Consider the following 17874-nt stretch of genomic DNA (forward strand, 5'->3'; position numbering starts at 1 on the left):
GTCTTCAGTCGATTCGATCTTAGAAGTTGATCGAGATCGTGGAACGGCGGTTCAGCGGTTCCTTCACACCGTCGCCGGTGGCGACGGCCGGAGCGCTTTCGCCCTTCCAGTCGACGCCGAGCACGGCGGCCGGGACACCTTGCGAGACCAGGGCGTCAGCGACGGCCTTGGCGCGGCGTTCCGAGAGCTTGGCGTTGTACTTCGGCGAACCCGACGTGTCGGTGTGGCCGACGACGACGATCTTGGTCGCGTGACCATCGTTCGAGTACTTCGCGGCTTCCGAAACCACCGACTGCGCTTCCGTCGTCAGGACCGATTGGTCGAACGGGAAGTACACGATGAACTCGCGGGCCTCATACTGCGGCGGCGGCGGAGGCGGCGGCGGCGGGGGAGGCGGGGGAGGCGGCGGCGGGGGAGGCGGCGGGGGCGGCGGGGGCGGCGGCGGCGGGGGCGGCGACGCGAACGAGTAGCGCAGACCCACGGTCAGCGACTGGTCCTTGTACTGGCCCTTGAAGGCGCCCGGCTGGATGAAGTTCGAACCCGTCGACGACCAGTTGTGCTGAGCGCCGGTGATGTAGCGGTAGGTGACGTCGATCTTCAGCTTGTCAGTCGCCTTGATCGAGGCGCCGGCCAGACCTTGGTAGGCGAACGCGACATCGTCGTCGTCAACCGTCAGGTTCTGGATCGCCGGGTTGGTCAGGCCGCTGGCAGGCGGGAAAGCCGCAACGGTCGGGACGTTGCTGAACTGGCCCAGGGCCTTGACGTCCAGACGGTTGATGCCGACGCCGACGCCGACGAAGGGGTTCAGCCAGGCGTCCGGAGCAAAGTCATAAATGACGTTCGCCATCAGGGTCCAGGCGTCGATCGAGCCGCTCGGCGAGCCGCAGGTCGGGGCAGCCGGGGTGCGCGACACGCCGGGGGTGCAGAGGCCGATCGGCGAACGCACGGCCGGGCCGCGGACGCTCACCAGATCGCCGGGGCGATAGCCGCCTTCGACTTCAGCGCGAACGTGCGGGTTGAATTGGTAGCCAAGGCGGACGAAGCCGGTCCAGTCCTTCTCGGACTTCCACGACCAGTGAGCGAATTCGCCATCCGGCAGCGTCTGGCTCGACTGCGAGCCGAGCGCTTGCGGCCAGTGGTAGCCGAGGTCGACCGCGCCGTACCAGCCGGTCTCTTGGGCCGAAACGCCCGACGCGGCGAACACCGCGACCAGAGCAGCTCCTGCCAGGAGGTTGAGTTTCATCGTTGAAGAGCCCTCTATTGCCCTGCCCAGGCCGGATACCGACCGAGCACTGTTATACCAAGGCGAACGCCACGGGAAAGTGTCAGCAAAGACACACTCGTCAGGTTTCGCCCTCCTGCCCTTTGCTCAGGAAAGCCAAACAAGACCGCCCCTCAGAAATCTACTTCCGAGCGTGCCCACCGACATCCACTGCAGATAAGCGTCAGCTTCGTTGGGTTCGCACGTGAACAGGTCGCGCGCAAGGGCTTCAAGGCGGGAAACAGTCAAGCATTCGCGAAGCGTCGCCCAAAAACCGCACATTTTAACCTCTTGCGTCAGGTCATCGACCAACTTGACCCTAGTCCAGAGTGGTTCGGTACCGCGCCATGGCCAGACCGGCGATCACCACGACAAACAATCCGAGCGCGGAGAGACTTGGCCATAGCTGCGCTGCGTCCAGTCCCTTGAGCAAGGCGCCGCGCACCACCCTGAGAAAGTGTGTCACCGGTATCACGCTGCCCAGGGCCTGGGCCCAGGCCGGCATGCCCCGGAAGGGAAACATGAAGCCCGACAGCAGGATCGAGGGCATGATGTAGAAGAACGACATCTGCATCGCCTGCAGCTGGGTCCGGGCCACCGTCGAGATCAGGAAGCCCAGCGCCAGCGACCCGACGATGAACAGCAGCACCCCCAGAGCGAGCGCGAGCCAGCCGCCCGCCATCGGCACGGCGAATAGCGCCTTGGCCAGGACCAGGATCACCACCGTCTGGATCACGCCCACGGCGACATAGGGCGTCAGCTTGCCGATCATCACCTCGACCGGCCGGGCCGGCGTGGCCAGCAGGCTCTCCATGGTGCCACGCTCATATTCCCGCGTGACGCCCAGGGCGGTCATCATGACCAGGGTCATCGACAGGATCACGCCCAGCAGGCCCGGCACGATGTTGTAGGCGGTGATGGCTTCAGGATTGTAGCGGCGGTGGATCACCACCTCGAACGGATCGCCGCCCAGGCCTCCCTGGCTTTTCGAGGCCACGGCGCCCACGAGATCCCGCGACAGCGCCGTGCGCGGCAGGCTGGCCAGGGCCGCGATCGCGCCGCCGGTGGCCACAGGATCGGAGGCGTCGGCCTCGACCAGGATCTGGGCGTCGTCGCCGCGCACCACGCGCCGGGTGAAGCCGGCGGGAATCGTCAGGGCGAACTGCACCTGCCCGCTCGCCACGGCCGCGTCCAGTTCCTGGGGAGACGTCGCGGTGCGGACGATCTCGAAATAGCCGCTATTGACCAGGGCCGACAGGGTCGAGCGCGCCATCGGCCCCTGGTCCTGCACCAGCACCGCCGTCGGCAGGTTTCGCGGGTCGTTGTTGATGGCGTAGCCGAACAGCAGCAGCTGCACGATCGGCATGACCAGGATCATGGCGTAGGTCAGCCGGTCGCGGGTGAGCTGGATGAACTCCTTGATCAAGACCGCCAGGATGCGGGCGCCGGAAAGACCCCTCCCCCCGCCGCCTCGGGCGCTCATTGGAAATTGTCCGACGACTGGTCCATCAGCCGGATGAATACGTCCTCCAGGGTCGGCTGGACCTCGGTCCATTCCAGCGGCGGCTTGCGATAGGGCGCGATGGCCGCCTCCAGCGCCGCGCGGTCGGTCCCGCTGACGTGCAGCGCCGCCCCGAACGGCGCGGCCATCAGCACGCCGGGGGCCTTGGCCAGGTCCTGGGCCAGGCGATCAGCCCCCAGGCCATCGCCGGTCTGTCCTTCCGCCCGGAAGGTGACGAGGCCGCTCCCTGCGATCACCTCATCGGCGGTCCCCCGGGCCATCAGCTTGCCGTAGGCGATATAGGCGATGTCGTGGCAGCGCTCGGCCTCGTCCATGTAGTGGGTCGAGACCATCACGGTCAGACCCTCGGCCGACAGGGCGTGGATCTCGTCCCAGAATTCGCGCCGCGCCTTGGGATCGACCCCGGCGGTCGGCTCGTCCAGCAGCAGCAGCCTGGGTCCGTGCAGGATGGCGGCGGCCAGGGCCAGGCGCTGCTTCCAGCCGCCGGAAAGACTGCCGGCCAGCTGCTTCTTGCGCGCGGTCAGGCCCAGGCGGTCCAGGCTGTCCTTCACCCGCTGGCGTCGGCCGTCCAGCTCGTGGACCCGCGCCACGAAGTCGAGGTTCTCCTCGATCGACAGGTCCTCATAGAGCGAGAACTTCTGGGTCATGTAGCCGGTCTGCCGTTTCACGGCCTCGGCGTCCTGCCGGAAGTCCAGGCCCAGCACCTCGCCCTCGCCGCTGTCGGGGGTCAGCAGGCCGCACAGCATCCGCAGGGTGGTGGTCTTGCCCGAGCCGTTGGGACCGAGGAAGCCGGTGATCTTGCCGCGCCCGACCTGGATCGCCAGGTCCTGGACCACGTGGCGCGGACCGAACGACTTGTTCAGCCCCCGGACATCGACGGCCAGGTCGGTCATGGGCCGCCCACCTTGGACATGTCCTCCAGCGGGACGATGTCCACCGGCTGTCCGGGCGCCAAGGCCGGACCGGTCTCCGGCCGCGCCTCGACCAGGAACACCAGCCGCTGGCGGGCCTCGCGGCTGTAGATCACCGGCGGGGTGAACTCCGACCGGGGGCTGACATAGTTGATCCGCGCCGCGCGCTCGGCGCCGCAGCCGTCGCAAGAGAAGCGGATGGCCGCGCCGACCCGATACCGCGCCACCTCGGCCTCGGGGACGAAGAACCGCAGCCGAACGCGGTCATCGGACAGCAAGGCCACCACGGGCTGGTTGGCGGCGGCCCATTCGCCGGGCTGGTAGAAGACGTCCTGCACTCGCGCCGCGACCGGAGCCTTGGGGCTGATCTGGTCCAGCCGCGACTGGGCGGCGACCAGAGCCTCCTGGGCCGAGGCGACGGAGGCTCGCGCGGCGTTCACCGCGTCCGGCCGCGCGCCCAGCGTCCCGACATCCTTGCGCCGCGCCACGGCGGCGGCGGTGGCGCGGGCGGCGTCCAGCGCGGCCTTGACCTGATCCAGCCGGGCCGGGGCGTAGATGCCCTTGGCCACCAGCGGCGCGATGCGGCCATAGTCGGCCTCCGCCTGGCGGACCTGAGCCTCGGCCGCGGCGCGCTCGGCGTCATAGACGGCCAGTTCCTGCGGGCGCTGGCCCTTCTCGGCGTCGCTCAGCTGGGCCTGCGCGACCGCCACCTGGGCGGCGGCCTGGTCGCGGGCGGCGGTCAGCTGGGCGGCGTCCAGGGCGAAGAGCGGCTGGCCCGCCTTGACCCGGTCGCCGCGCTGGACGGCCACGGCGCTGACCAGGCCCGCGTTCGCGGCGCCGACATACAGCGTCTCGCCCTCGACATAGCCCGACAGCCCGTGCGGCCGATGGGCGTCCGGACCCAGCAGCCGCCAGCCGAGGAACCCGGCCAGGCCGATGCCCGCCACCACGGCGACGATGCGGCCAAAGGGCGGATGGCTTGCGGGCGTCATGGCAGCATGACGACCTGGGGCGCCAGACCGGCCAGGATCGTTTCGCGGTGCTGCGTTATCAGGCCGTGCACATCGAGCGGCGGCGCGCCGATCGGCGCGAAGGTCTCCTGCCAGATCATGCCCATCAGGATCGGCCCCATAATGCTGAAGGCCTGCAGGTGCGGGTCGCCGATCCGGACCTCCCCTCTCGCCTGAGCTCTCGCCAAGGCCTTGGTCAAGGCCGTCAGGGCGCGACTGACGACCTCGTCGTGCCAGACGCGCGCCAATTCCGGGAAGTTGCGGGACTCGCCGATGACGAGCTTGGCCACCGCGCCGATCCGCGAGGCCTGGATCATCAGGGCCAGGCGGACGAACAGCATGCGGAGCAGATCGGGGAACGGCATGGCCGCGTTGTCGAGGGTGAACTCGACCGCATCGAGATTGGGCACGACCGCCTCGCGGACCACAGCGCGGAAGATATCCTCCTTGGTCTCGAAATAGAGATAGAGCGCGCCCTTCGAGATCCCGGCCCGGGCGGCGATCTCATCCAGCTTGGCCGCGGCGAAGCCCTTTTCCGCGAACACCTCGAACGCCGCCTGGACGATCTCGCCCGGCCGCGCCTCGGCGCGTCGACGCCACCTGGGATTTCCGGCCTGCATGGTCGCTCGCCTCTAATGACCCAGAAGTCATTAGAGGCGAAACGGCGGGAAACTCAAGCCTTGGCCGTCACCAGCCAACAGGCCGAGTTCATCGCGGCGACGCCGTCCTGCACATATGAGGCCAGCGCCCGCGTGACCGCGTCACGAACCGCTTCGCGCACGGCCTCATCCTGCCCGGCCAGGATCGGGTTCAGCGGACCGACGCGCAGGCTCATGGTCAGCAGTTCGTCGGCGCTGACCGGGGTCGGGTCGTCCAGCGGATCAATGACCACATCGCGCCAGCCGCTCTCGGCCAGGATGGCGCGCACCCGGTCGGGATCGGCGAAGCCGAAGCGGCCTGGCGCGTCCTTCTGGAACCTGGGGATCTCCGGCAGGAACGGCGCGGCGGCCTCCAGCGGAACCGTGGCGATGGCGTTATCCTCCGGCCCGCGCCAGCAGGCGAAGGCCAGGCGGCCGCCGGGCTTCAGGGCCGAGCGCAGATTGGCGAAGGCCACGACGGGATCGGGAAAGAACATCACCCCGAACCGCGAGACGACGGCGTCGAACTCGGCCGTGAAGGCGTGGGTCTGGGCGTCGGCGTGAAGGAAGTCCACGCCCTCCAGCCCGTCCGCGCCCGCCCGATGGCGGGCCAGCTCGACCAGGGCCGGCGAGATGTCGACGCCGACCGCCCGTCCCGTCGGCCCCACGCGCCACGCCGCCTCGAAGGTCGTCGCGCCCGAACCGCAGCCGACGTCCAGCACCGCCTCGCCATTGCGAAGGTCGGCGGCCTCGACCACCGCCCGGGCGATCGGCTGGTAGATCCGGTCCAGCAGCCCCTGCTGCTCGACCCAGACCTTGCCCGCCCGGTCCCAATAGGCCGCCATGTCGCGTTCGGGGGTGGTGCTCATGATCGTCTCCGTCGTTGCCAGCATCGGCCTTGCCGCGCATCCTGCAAGCTCAAGCGCACTTGAGGTCAAGCCGTGTTCGACATCGATATTTCCGAACTGGCCAGGGCAACCGGCGTGCGCGCCTCGACCCTGCGGTTCTACGAGGAAAAGGGGCTGATCGCCTCGACCGGGCGGCGGGGCCTCAAGCGCCTGTTTTCGGCGACCGTGACGGAGCGCCTGTCGCTGATCGCTCTGGGCCGCGCCTCGGGCTTCTCACTGGACGAGATCGCCGCGATGCTGGGCGGCCCAAATCCCAAGGTCCAAGACATCGACCGCACACGCCTGCGGGGCAAGGCCGCCGAGCTGGACCGCCGGATCGACCAGCTGACCCGCATGCGCGACGGTCTAACCCACGCGGCCGACTGCAAGGTCCCACAGCTGATGGACTGCCCGCACTTCCTGCGGATCGTGAAGGTCGCCGGAGCGCGGCGGCGGTATCGGGCCGAGGCGGTCTGAGCAACAGCACGGCTGGCCAGCGCGCCGTGAGGATGCCCGCCCTACCGCAGCGTGGCGTCGCGCAGACGGCGGCGACGTCCGCCCAGGGCGTCGGGACGGTTCAGCTTCTTGCGGTACTCGTCGCGGCGCTCGTGGATCGAGGCGATGACCAGGCCCATCGGCACGCCGATATCGACCAGCACGGCTTCGGACAGCTGCAGCGAGGCCTCGATGGTTTCCGGCACGGCGTCGGTTGCGCCCAGCTCGTAGAGCCGCGCGGCGTGGCGGGCGTCGCGGGCGCGCACCACGATCGGCACGTCCGGCCGGGCCCCGCGCGCGGCGGCGACCACCGCTTCGGCCACCTCGAAGGCGTCCATGGTCACCACCACCGCCTTGGCCGTGGCCAGGCCGCAGCGTTCCAGAAGCTCAAGCCGCGAGGCGTCGCCATAATAGATGCGGTCGCCGTTGCGCCGTCCCTGCTCGACCAGGCGCGCGTCGCGCTCGACGGCGATCCACGGCAGGTCATGGCGGCCCAGCATGTCGCCGACCAGCTTGCCGACCCGGCCATAGCCGATGACGAGCACTTGGCCGGCCGGCTCGGGACCGACACGGTCCGGCTCGCGCGGCGTCGAGGGCGGGGTCTCGCTGATCGGCAGCGGCGCGCTCTTGCGGCCCAGATAGCCGCCCAAGGCCGCCAGCGACGGGATCAGGAACATGGTGAGGGTGGCGGAGACCAGCACCGCCTGGCCCAGCGGCCGCGACACCACCTCGGCGTCGATGGCCTTGTCCAGCAGCACGAAGGCGAACTCGCCGCCGGCCGCCAGGATCAGGCCGGCCTCGATCGCCGCGCGCCGGTTCAGGCCCATGGCCAGGCCGGCGACGAACACCACCGCCGTCTTGAGCAGCATCAGGCCGACCGCCGTGGCGAGGATCGCCACGGGCTGAGCGGCCAGCAGGGAGAGATCCAGGCGGATGCCCAGCGAGACGAAGAACAGGCTCAGCAGCAGGCCCTTGAACGGCTCGATCTTGACCTCGACCTCATGGCGATACTCGGTCTCGGCCAGCAGGATGCCGGCGACGAAGGCGCCCAGCGCCATCGACAGGCCCGAGAGCGCGCTGACCAGGCCCGCGCCGATGATCACCAGCAGGCAGGCGGCCATGAACATCTCTTCGCTCTTGGCCTTGGCGACGGACTTGAGCATCGGCCGCAGGGCCAGGCGCCCGACCAGCACGATGGCGCCCAGGCCCAGGGCCGCCGGCGCCAGGGCCAGCAGGTCCTTGACCTGGAACGATCCATGGCCGCGGCCCAGGATGGCCAGGGTGATCAGGATCGGCGCGACGGCCAGGTCCTGGAACAGCAGCACCGAGAAGGTGGCGCGGCCGGCTTCGGAATGCAGGCGGCGGCGCTCGGCCAGCACCGGCACGGCGATAGCGGTCGAGGACAGGGTCAGGGCCGCGCCCAGGGTCAGGGCCGCCACCGGGTTCTGGCCCAGCAGCATGGCGCCCGCGCCCAGGCCCAGCGAGCAGCCGATCACCTGGATGGCGCCCAGGCCGAACACCCATCGGCGCATCAGCCGCAGGCGCTCCCAGGAGAGCTCCAACCCGATCATGAACAGCAGGAAGACGACCCCGAACTCGGCCAGCTGGGCGATTTCGGCGGGGTTGTCGACGGTGACGTAGTCCAGCCACGGGGCGTAGGGGATGAACCGGCCCAGGCCGAACGGCCCCAGGATGACCCCGGCCAGCAGATAGCCCAGGATCGGATTGATCTTCAGGCGCTTGAAGATCGGCGCGACGATGCCGGCGGTCGCCAGGAACAGGACCAGGTCCTTGTAGCTCTCTGGGGAAACCTCGTGCGCCACGCGCCCTCCTGCGTTGTTTAAGTCGGTCTCGTGAAGCGCACGCCCGGCCCCGCCGCAGCCCCGTCGGTCGCATCCGCCGAGATCAGGGACACACCGCCCGCTTCGATCGCGTCGATCAGGAGGCGCTCGGTGCTATGGTGCAAGGCGTGGCGTTCGGTCTCGAAGTCTTTGACCGTGCTGCGGGAAACGCCTGCCCGATCAGCGAGTTCACCTTGGGACCAATTGATCAGTCCGCGAGCGGCCCGGCATTGCGCCGGGAGGAGAATTTTTGCGTGTGGCATCTGGCGCACCTGGGTTTCGGCACCCATATTGGTTGAGTACGCCCGAAAAAGTGGATCGTCAAGGAGAGCCTTTGCACCATACGTCGCTGATCGCCACCATCGTCGCGGGCCTGGGCCTGGCCTTCATCTTCGGCGCTATCGCCAATCGCCTGAAGCTGCCCGTGCTGGTCGGCTATCTGCTGGCCGGCGTGGTGGTCGGGCCGTTCACGCCAGGCTACGTCGCCGACCAGGAGCTTGCGCCGCAGCTGGCCGAGATCGGCGTGATCCTGCTGATGTTCGGCGTCGGTCTGCACTTCTCGCTGAAGGATCTGATGGCGGTGAAGAACATCGCCATCCCCGGCGCGGTCGTGCAGATCGCGGGGGCGACGGCGATGGGCCTGGGCCTGGCGGTCGCCCTGGGCTGGAGCGTCGGCGCGGGGATCGTGTTCGGCCTGGCCCTGTCGGTCGCCTCGACCGTCGTGCTGCTGCGCGCGCTTCAGGAGCGACGGCTGATCGAGACGGGACGCGGCAAGATCGCGGTCGGCTGGCTGATCGTCGAGGACCTGGCCATGGTGCTGGCGCTGGTGCTGCTGCCCGCCCTGTCCGGCGTCCTGGGCGGCGAGGCGCCCGCCAACCAGGCGGGTGGCGGCGTCCTGGGCGCCTTCGCCATCACCATCGGCAAGGTCGTGGCCTTCGTGGCCCTGATGCTGATCGTTGGTCGCCGCGTGATCCCGTGGATCCTGCACCGCATCGTCCACACCGGCTCGCGCGAGCTGTTCCGCCTGGGCGTGCTGGCCATCGCCCTTGGCGTCGCCTTCGGCTCGGCCGCGCTGTTCGGCGTGTCGTTTGCCCTGGGGGCCTTCTTCGCCGGCATGATCATGGCCGAGAGCGAGCTTTCCCAGCAGGCCGCCAACGAGACCCTGCCGTTGCGCGACGCCTTCGCGGTGCTGTTCTTCGTCTCGATCGGCATGCTGTTCAACTATCAGGTCCTGCTGGAGCAGCCGCTGGCGGTGCTGGCCACCGTGGCGATCATCGTCATCGGCAAGTCGATCTTCGCCCTGGGCATCGTCCTGGCCTTCCGCCGCCCGATGAGCACCGCCCTGACCATCTCGGCCAGCCTGGCCCAGATCGGCGAGTTCTCGTTCATCCTGGCGGGCCTGGGCGTTTCGCTGAAGCTGCTGCCGCCCGAGGGGCGCGACCTGATCCTGGCCGGGGCCATCCTGTCGATCCTGCTCAACCCGCTGCTGTTCGCCCTGCTGGACCGCGTACTGCCCAAGATGATCGCCAAGGAGCGCAAGGCGGCCGGCGAACCGCCGATCCTGGCCGCCGCCAAGCCGCACGCCTTGCTGGTCGGCTACGGCCGCGTCGGCAAGCTGGTGGCCGAGGGCCTGAAGGCCAAGACCCCGCTGGTCGTCATCGAGGACGACCCAGAGCGCGCCGAGGAGCTGCGCAAGGCCGGCTACGAGACGATCGGCGGCAATGCGGTCAAGCCCGAGGTCCTGCTGAAGGCCGGCCTCGACAAGGCCACCCACCTGTTCGTCGCCGTGCCCAGCCCGTTCGAGGCCGGCCGCATCATCGAGCAGGCCCGCGCCGCCAACCCCCGCTGCGAGATCGTCGCCCGGGCCTATACCGACGCCGACGTGACGCTTCTCAAGCAGATGGGCGCCACCCACGCCCTGATCGGCGAGGAAGAGATCGCCCGCGGCATGCTCCTGCGCGCGCCGAAGAAGAAGCCGGCGGCGCAGGCGGGAGGGCACTAGTCCCCCTTAAGTAGCGGCGGACGATGATGGCGCGGCGCGGTCGCGTTGACCGCGTGGCGGCCAGCTTCTAGGTCTGCGCGCATCATGACCACCCGCCTGGGACAGTTCCGAGTCTTGCTCGCCGCGCTCGCGGCGATGCTGGCCGTGTTCGTCCAGGCGCTGACGCCCGCCGCGGCCATGGCGCACGACCTGCGCGAAAGCGGCTCGGCCATCGTCATCTGCTCGGCCGAGGGGTCCAAGGTCGTCATCCTCGAGGAGGACGGCTCGGTCCGCACGGCCCCGGCCAAGGACTTCATGGGGCTGAAGTGCTCCAACTGCGTCGCCCCGACCCTGGCGGTGACGATCGATGCGCCTGTTCCGGCCATCGCCCCCGTCCAATATGCCGAGTTCGTGGAGACCCCCGTCCAGCGCGTGCTGGGCGTGCGCGGCCACGCCCGCGCCCCGCCGCGTCCGCCCAGCCAGGGCCCGCCCGCCAACCTGAACGCCTGACCTTTTTGCCGCCGCGCCGCGCTTGAAGACGCCGCGCGCCTCGTCACGCCTTCAGGATACCCATTGTCATGTCGACCTTCCGCCGCGCCCTGCTGGGCGCCGCAGCCCTCAGCTGCCTGACCTCGGCCGCACTCGCCGCCAACGATCAGACCGACGTCTCCTCGGTCATCGTCACCGCCCGCCCCAATCCCGAAGATCCCCAGGTCGTCGCCGACGCCCGCAAGCGCCTGTCGGAGACCCCCGGCGCGGTGTCGGTGATCTCCCAGGAAAGCTACATCAACCGCCAGACCCTGGCGCTGGACGACATGCTGCGCGACGCCCCCGGGGTGTACGCCCAGCGTAAGTGGGGCGGCGACATCCGCATCTCGATCCGAGGCTCAGGCATCGGCAACGCCAACCACAACCGCGGCCTGCTGCTGGCCCAGGACGGCGTGCCGCTGAACGAGGCCGACGGCTATGGCGACAGCCAGGTCGCCGACCCGCTGAACACCCGCTACGCCGAGGTCTATCGCGGCGGCAACGCCCTGCGCTTCGGCGGGGCGCTGCTGGGCGGGGCGATCAACATGGTCACCCCGACCGGCAAGGACGCCGGCTTCGCCAACCAGGTCCGCATCGACGGCGGGTCCTACGGCCTGCTGCGCGAGCACGTCGCCTTGGCCCGCCAGTCCGGCGACTGGGATGTCTATGCCGCCGCCACCAACCAGACCGGCCAGGGCTGGCGCTCGCAGAGCCAGCAGAACATCCAGTTCGGTTCGCTGAATATCGGCCGCTCGTTCGGCCAGGACCGCGAGGTCCGCTTCATCGTCAACGGCTCGAACATCAACCAGGAGATCCCCGGCTCCCTGACCCTGGCCCAGTTCCAGGCCGATCCCCACCAGTCGGCGGCGGGCAACCTGGCCGGCGACCAGGGCCGCAACCAGCGCGGCGTGCGCGGTTCGCTGCAGACGACCTGGCGGCTCTCAGACCAATTGGTGTTCGAAGGCGCGGTCTATGGCGTCTGGAAGGATCTCGACCACCCGATCTTCCAGGTCATCGACCAGGAAAGCCGCAACTACGGCGCCTTCGGCCGCTTCGACTGGGACGGCGAGCTCGGCGGCAAGCGCGCCGACGCCTTCTTCGGCGCCTGGTACCGCCAGGGCGACCCGGACTCGCACTTCTACATCAACAACCGAGGCGCCCACGGGGCGCTGCAGTCGATCTCGTACCAGAACGCCAAGGCCATGGACCTGTTCGGCGAGGGCCGGCTGTTCGTCACCGACCGCCTGGCCTTCGTCGGCGGCGCGACCTGGGGCCAGGCCGAGCGCGACTACGCCAGCGTCGCGGTTCCGGGCGTGAAGAGCACCTTCAACCTGGACGCCTCCAAGACCTACACCTGGATCTCCCCGCGCGTCGGCCTGCTGTGGCAGGACGAGACCGGCGACCAGCTGTTCGCCAACCTGACCCGCTCGGTCGAGCCGCCGAACTTCAGCGCGATGAGCCCGACCAATACCGGCTTCGCGCCGGTGAAGGCCCAGAAAGCCTGGACCGGCGAGGTCGGCGCGCGCGGCCATCGCGGCCCGTTCACCTACGACCTGACGCTCTATCGCGCCGAGCTGAAGGACGAGATGCTGCAATATGCGGTGACCTCGTCGATCCCGGCCTCGACCTTCAACGCCGACAGGACCGTGCACCAGGGGATCGAAGCGGCGCTGGACTGGGCCGTGGCCCCGCATTGGCGCATCCGCCAAACCTGGACCCTGTCGGATTTCCGCTTCAAGGACGACGTCCAGTTCGGCGACAACCGCCTGCCGATCGTGCCCAAGACCTTCTACCGTTCGGAGGTCCGCTACGACGACCCGCGCGGCTGGTTCGTGGCCCCGTCGCTGGAGTGGTCGGCGACCGACCAGTGGATCGACTACAAGAACACCCAGAAGGCGCCGGGCTATGCGATCCTGAACCTCAACGCCGGCTGGAAGGTCACGCCCGCCGTGTCGCTGTTCGTCGATGCGCGGAACCTGACCGACAAGGCCTATGTCTCCAACACCCAGGCGGCCGTCGCCTGGACCGCAGCCACCGCCACCCTCTGGCCTGGCGACGGCCGGTCGGTGTTCGGCGGCGTCACGGTGAACTTCTGAGGAGAATGCCGATGAAGACCCCCCTGATTGCTCTTCTCGCGCTCGTGGCGACCTCTTCGCTGGCGACGGGAGCGGCGGCCCACGTGGTCGCCGCGCCCGACGCGGCCAAGGCCGGCTCCTACGCCGCCATCGCCTTCCGCGTCGGCCATGCCTGCGCGGCCGGCGACACCACCCTGAAGGTCCGCATCGAGATCCCCGACGGCGTGGCCTCGGCCCGGCCGCAGGTCAAGCCGGGCTGGACCTACACGCTCGAGCGCGGCCCCGACCCGAAGGCCGCGCCCACGGCGATCACCTTCGAGGGCCGCCTGCCCAACGAGGCCTTCGACGACTTCGCGGTGCTGATGAAGCTCCCCGTTTCCGGCGACCGCCTGGTCTTTCCGGTCATCCAGACCTGCGAGAAGGGCGAGAGCCAGTGGACGGAAGTGGCCGATCCCGCCCGACCCGACGAGAAGCTCAGCCGGCCCGCCCCGGTCGTCACCCTGATCCCTGCCCCCAATCCGACTGGCGCGGCGCCCGCCGCCCACCAACACTGACAAGGAGCGCCTCATGTCGCGTCCGTTCGCTATCGCCCTGGCCGCCATCCTGGCCGCCGCCGTCGCCGCCCCGCTGGCGCAAGCCGGCGACTACAAGCTCGGCGCCCTGACCATCCGCCAGCCCTGGAGCCGCCCGGCCCAGGCCGGCATGAACGGGGTGGGCTTCATGACCATCGCCAACGCCGGCAAGACCCCGGTGACCCTGCAGCGCGTCGAGACCACGGCCGCCGGCTCGGTCGAGATCCACCAGTCGGCCATGGTCAATGGCGTCATGACCATGCGCGAGCAGGACAAGGGCGTGGTGATCCCAGCCGGGGGCCAGGTCGCCTTCGCCCCCGGCGGCTACCACCTGATGATCCTGTCGCTGAAGGCGGCCCAGGGCGTGGGGCAAAAAGTTCCGGTGACCCTGGTCTTCGACAACGGCCGCAAGGCTCAGGTCGACCTGACCGTGCAACTGACCCCGCCGGCCGGCGGGCAGGCGTCTACCGCGCCCGAGCACCGTCACTGAAGAGTCAAAAAATGGGCTACATGAACTTTTTTTAAGGGAGCAAATTTTCCGCGTCCGTGCAGATTGCCGCCAGAGCCTGTCCGGTTCCGATGAAAATCGGAAACGGATAAACAGGCTCTGCCTCAAACTCTTGGAGCGTGGCGGCCGCCGAAACCGCTCACACTTTCGGCTGCCACGCTCCAGCTCACACCAACGGATGCGACTTTCCATGAAACGAGTTTGGTTCGGCGCTGCAGCGATCGCGGCGTTGTCTCTGTCGGCCTTCGGGGCGCAAGCCCACGAAGAGCACCCCTGCGTCAACGACGCCTGCACGGTGCAATCGCTGCTGCCGGCTCTGGCCGAGGGCGTCGCCTCGGGCGACGTCACCTCGCTGGAGTCGCCGCGCTACGGGACCTGGGGTTTCGACCTCTCGGGCATGGACACCTCGGTGAAGCCGGGCGACGACTTCTACAAGTTCGCCAACGGCGCCTGGGACGCCAAGACGGTGATCCCGTCGGACCGCACCCGCTACGGTAACTTCGACAAGCTGGCGGAACTGTCGGAAGCCCGCACCAAGGCCCTGATCGAAGCCGCCGCCGCCGACAAGGCCGCCACCGGCGACAAGGCCAAGATCGGCGCCGCCTACCGCGCGTTCATGGACGAGGCGACGATCGAGAAGCTCGACGCCGCCCCGATCAAGCCGTGGCTGGCCGGCGTGCAGAAGGTCAAGACCAAGGACGAGTTCACCGCCCTGATGGGCAAGAGCTCGACCACGCCCTATTCGGCCCTGATCGGCCTGGGCATCTCGACCGACGCAAAGAGCCCGAACGCCTACGCCGTCTACGCCTCGACCGGCGGCCTGTCCCTGCCCGACCGCGACTACTATCTGGACGCCAAGTTCGCCGACAAGAAGACGGCCTACCTGGCCTATGTCGAGAAGATGCTGACCCTGGGCGGCTGGGAAAAGCCGGCCGAGAACGCCAAGGCCGTGGTCGACTTCGAGACCAAGCTGGCCGAGGCCTCGTGGAGCCGCGTCGAGCGCCGCAACCGCGACAAGACCTACAACCCGGCCACCCTGGCCGAGCTGCAGGCCCAGACGCCCGGCTACGACTGGAACCGCTACCTGGTCGGCACCGAACTGCCGAAGGTCGACCGCATCATCGTGACGACCAACACCTCGTTCCCGAAATACGCCAAGATCTATGCCGACACCCCGATCGAGACCCTCAAGGCCTGGCAGGCGTTCAAGGTGATCGACGGCGCGGCCCCGATGCTGTCCAAGCGCTTCGTCGACGCCAGCTTCGAGTTCCGCAACAAGACCCTGTCGGGTCAGCCCGAGCAGCGCCCGCGCTGGAAGCGCGGCGTCGCCCAGGTCAACGGCCTGCTGGGCGAAGCGGTCGGCAAGGAATATGTCGCCGCCTACTTCCCGCCGGCCTCTAAGGCCAAGATGGTCGCCCTGGTCGGCGACATCCGCACCGTCCTGAAGACGCGCATCGACGCGTCGGACTGGATGGGCGCCGAGACCAAAGCCAAGGCCCAGGACAAGCTGGCCAAGTTCACCGTCAAGATCGGCTATCCCGACAAGTGGCGTGACTATTCCAAGCTGGAGATCAAGGAAGGCGACGCCTACGGCAATTCCATGCGCGAAGCCGCCTGGGACTACCGCCACGACGTCGAGCGCCTGAACCAGCCGGTCGACAAGTCCGAGTGGGGCATGACCCCGCAGACGGTCAACGCTTACTACAACTCGGTCAACAACGAGATCGTGTTCCCGGCCGCCATCCTGCAGGCGCCGTTCTTCCATCCGGACGCGGATCCGGCCGTCAACTATGGCGGCATCGGCGGCGTGATCGGCCACGAGATCGGCCACGGCTTCGACGACCAGGGCCGCAAGTCCGACGGCGACGGCGTGCTGCGCGACTGGTGGACGGCGGAAGACGCCGCCAAGTTCGACGTGCAGAAGAACAAGCTGGGCGCCCAGTACTCGGCGTTCGAGCCCTTCCCGGGCATGCACGTCAACGGCGACCTGACCATGGGCGAGAACATCGGCGACCTGTCGGGCCTGGGCTTCGGCCTCGACGCCTACCACGTGTCGCTGCAGGGCAAGCCCTCGCCGGTGCTGGACGGCTTCACCGGCGACCAGCGCGTCTATCTGGGCTGGGCCCAGGTGTGGCGTCAGAAGTCGCGCGACGACGCGCTGAAGCAACAGATCGCCAGCGACCCGCACTCGCCCGCCGTCTACCGCGTCAACGGCACGGTCCGGAACCAGCCGGGCTGGTACTCGGCCTTCGACGTCAAGCCGGGCGACAAGCTGTATGTCGCCCCCGCTGACCGCGTGAAGATCTGGTAGGTCTTGTGACCTATCGCTAACGGGAAGGGCCGGTGGAAACACCGGCCCTTTTTCGTGGCGGCGGCGTCAGTCGGTCGCACCTCGGAAACGTCGCGGGCAACCCTCGATTAACCATCGTGGCGCTTACTCGAACCTTCCGGCAACCTTGAGCGATCCGCTTTCGTGCATTCGTCCGCTCTCCTCTCAACCGTTGAGGCTTCGGCCCCGTCACCGCAGGACGCGCCCGTCCCGGTGGCGCGGCCATTCATGCCGTCGGCCGAGGCGATCCTGCCCTATCTGCAGCGGATAGACGCCAAGCGCTGGTACTCCAATTTCGGCCCCATGCTGATCGAGCTGGAGGCCCGCCTGGCGGCGAGGTTCGCGCGGCCCACCCTGGCCTGCACCGCCGCCAACGGCACCCAGGCCCTGACCCTGGCCCTGCTGGCGCTGAACGCCAAGCCGGGCGGCCTGTGCGTCATGCCGGCCTGGACCTTCGTCGCCACCGCCCACGCCGCGATCCAGGCGGGGCTGGTCCCGTGGTTCGTCGACGTCGATCCCGTCACAGGCGTGCTGGACGCCGACCATGTCCGCGCGCGCCTGGCCCACGCGCCCGGCCCCGTCTCGGCGGTGATCCCGGTGGCCGCCTTCGGCCAGCCGCTGGATCCCGCGCCGTGGGCCAGGTTGCATGAGGACACCGGCCTGCCGGTGGTCATCGACGCGGCCGCCTCGTTCGACAGCGTCAGCGCCGCCCCGGTCCCGACCATGGTCAGCCTGCACGCCACCAAGTCGCTGGGCGTCGGCGAAGGCGGCTTCATCGCCTCGGAGGATCCGGCCTTCATCGACCGCTTCCGGGCCCTGACCAGCTTCGGCTTCATGGGCGACCGCGAGGCCCGGTTCGCGGCCAACAACGCCAAGCTCAGCGAATATACCTGCGCCATCGGCCTGACCGCCCTGGACCAGTGGCCGTCGACCCGCACGGCCTACATCATCACCGCCCAGCGCCTACGCGTGTCGCTGCTGCATACGCCCGCCGTCCGCTTCCAGCCCGGCTGGGGCCTGGACTGGACCTCCAGCACCTGCGTCGTCGCCCTGCCCGAGGGGGCGACCGGCGCCGTCGAGGCCAGCCTGAAGGCCCAAGGCGTCGACAGCCGCCGCTGGTGGGGCCTGGGCTGCCACCGCGCCCCGGCCTTCGCCCACTGTCCGGCCGATTTCCTGCCGGTCACCGAGCGCCTCGCCGCCTCGACCCTGGGCCTGCCCTATTTCGCCGACATGGACGTCGACCAGGTCAACCGCGTCGCCCTGGCGCTGGCCCAAGCCCTCGGCTGAGCCTCGAAACATCCTCGCTGCGACGCCGC

The 17874-nt window shown here is 69.0% G+C and carries 16 protein-coding genes; 8 read left to right on the plus strand and 8 right to left on the minus strand.

The genetic code is table 11. From position 1 onward, the window contains the following. Window positions 1–19 precede the first annotated feature (19 nt). The 6 genes from CSW62_RS22965 to CSW62_RS22990 form a co-directional block, all read right to left on the minus strand. The gene (locus tag CSW62_RS22965) at window positions 20–1243 is read right to left on the minus strand and encodes an OmpA family protein (protein ID WP_099581799.1); all 1224 of its coding nucleotides are present in this window, start codon (window positions 1241–1243) and stop codon (window positions 20–22) included. 337 nt (window positions 1244–1580) lie between these two features. After that, window positions 1581–2744, minus strand: coding sequence for an ABC transporter permease (locus tag CSW62_RS22970; RefSeq protein ID WP_099581800.1), 1164 nt, complete (start codon window positions 2742–2744; stop codon window positions 1581–1583). Continuing rightward, the gene (locus CSW62_RS22975) at window positions 2741–3676 is read right to left on the minus strand and encodes an ABC transporter ATP-binding protein (protein ID WP_099581801.1); all 936 of its coding nucleotides are present in this window, start codon (window positions 3674–3676) and stop codon (window positions 2741–2743) included. The genes CSW62_RS22970 and CSW62_RS22975 overlap by 4 nt, the downstream gene beginning before the upstream one ends. Next, window positions 3673–4686, minus strand: coding sequence for an HlyD family secretion protein (locus tag CSW62_RS22980; protein ID WP_099581802.1), 1014 nt, complete (start codon window positions 4684–4686; stop codon window positions 3673–3675). The genes CSW62_RS22975 and CSW62_RS22980 overlap by 4 nt, the downstream gene beginning before the upstream one ends. Then, a complete protein-coding gene (locus CSW62_RS22985; RefSeq protein WP_099581803.1) occupies window positions 4683–5324 on the minus strand; it encodes a TetR/AcrR family transcriptional regulator in 642 nt (213 codons plus the stop codon). Before CSW62_RS22985 ends, CSW62_RS22980 begins: the two co-directional genes overlap by 4 nt. Before the next feature lie 53 nt (window positions 5325–5377). Next, window positions 5378–6211: a class I SAM-dependent methyltransferase gene (locus CSW62_RS22990; protein WP_099582428.1), complete on the minus strand. Its 834-nt coding sequence runs from the start codon at window positions 6209–6211 to the stop codon at window positions 5378–5380. Window positions 6212–6283: 72 nt separating this feature from the next. Between CSW62_RS22990 and CSW62_RS22995 the strand changes: the two genes are divergently transcribed. After that, complete coding sequence (locus CSW62_RS22995) at window positions 6284–6706, plus strand: helix-turn-helix domain-containing protein (RefSeq protein WP_099581804.1); 423 nt, start codon at window positions 6284–6286, stop codon at window positions 6704–6706. A gap of 41 nt (window positions 6707–6747) precedes the next feature. Here CSW62_RS22995 and CSW62_RS23000 read toward each other — a convergent pair whose 3' ends face one another. Both CSW62_RS23000 and CSW62_RS23005 read right to left on the minus strand, forming a co-directional pair. Continuing rightward, window positions 6748–8547, minus strand: coding sequence for a cation:proton antiporter (locus CSW62_RS23000; protein ID WP_099581805.1), 1800 nt, complete (start codon window positions 8545–8547; stop codon window positions 6748–6750). Window positions 8548–8564: 17 nt separating this feature from the next. Further along, complete coding sequence (locus tag CSW62_RS23005; RefSeq protein WP_099582429.1) at window positions 8565–8828, minus strand: helix-turn-helix domain-containing protein; 264 nt, start codon at window positions 8826–8828, stop codon at window positions 8565–8567. A 71-nt stretch (window positions 8829–8899) separates the two neighbouring features. Here CSW62_RS23005 and ybaL point away from each other — a divergent pair, with 71 nt between their 5' ends. From ybaL to CSW62_RS23040, 7 genes are all read left to right on the plus strand, one after another. Then, window positions 8900–10567, plus strand: coding sequence for a YbaL family putative K(+) efflux transporter (gene ybaL, locus CSW62_RS23010; RefSeq protein ID WP_099581806.1), 1668 nt, complete (start codon window positions 8900–8902; stop codon window positions 10565–10567). Window positions 10568–10651: 84 nt separating this feature from the next. After that, a complete protein-coding gene (locus CSW62_RS23015; RefSeq protein WP_099581807.1) occupies window positions 10652–11056 on the plus strand; it encodes a DUF2946 family protein in 405 nt (134 codons plus the stop codon). A 68-nt stretch (window positions 11057–11124) separates the two neighbouring features. Next, complete coding sequence (locus CSW62_RS23020) at window positions 11125–13170, plus strand: TonB-dependent receptor family protein (protein ID WP_369827525.1); 2046 nt, start codon at window positions 11125–11127, stop codon at window positions 13168–13170. An 11-nt stretch (window positions 13171–13181) separates the two neighbouring features. Continuing rightward, on the plus strand, window positions 13182–13703 hold the full coding sequence (locus tag CSW62_RS23025; protein WP_099581808.1) for a YcnI family protein: 522 nt from the start codon (window positions 13182–13184) through the stop codon (window positions 13701–13703). A 13-nt stretch (window positions 13704–13716) separates the two neighbouring features. After that, a complete protein-coding gene (locus CSW62_RS23030; RefSeq protein WP_099581809.1) occupies window positions 13717–14211 on the plus strand; it encodes a copper chaperone PCu(A)C in 495 nt (164 codons plus the stop codon). 208 nt (window positions 14212–14419) lie between these two features. Next, window positions 14420–16540, plus strand: a complete 2121-nt coding sequence (locus CSW62_RS23035; protein WP_099581810.1) for a M13 family metallopeptidase — start codon at window positions 14420–14422, stop codon at window positions 16538–16540. Between the two features lie 246 nt (window positions 16541–16786). Further along, window positions 16787–17845, plus strand: a complete 1059-nt coding sequence (locus CSW62_RS23040; protein WP_099581811.1) for a DegT/DnrJ/EryC1/StrS aminotransferase family protein — start codon at window positions 16787–16789, stop codon at window positions 17843–17845. Window positions 17846–17874 lie beyond the last annotated feature (29 nt).

Source organism: Caulobacter sp. FWC2 (genome assembly GCF_002742625.1).
Classification (GTDB): domain Bacteria; phylum Pseudomonadota; class Alphaproteobacteria; order Caulobacterales; family Caulobacteraceae; genus Caulobacter.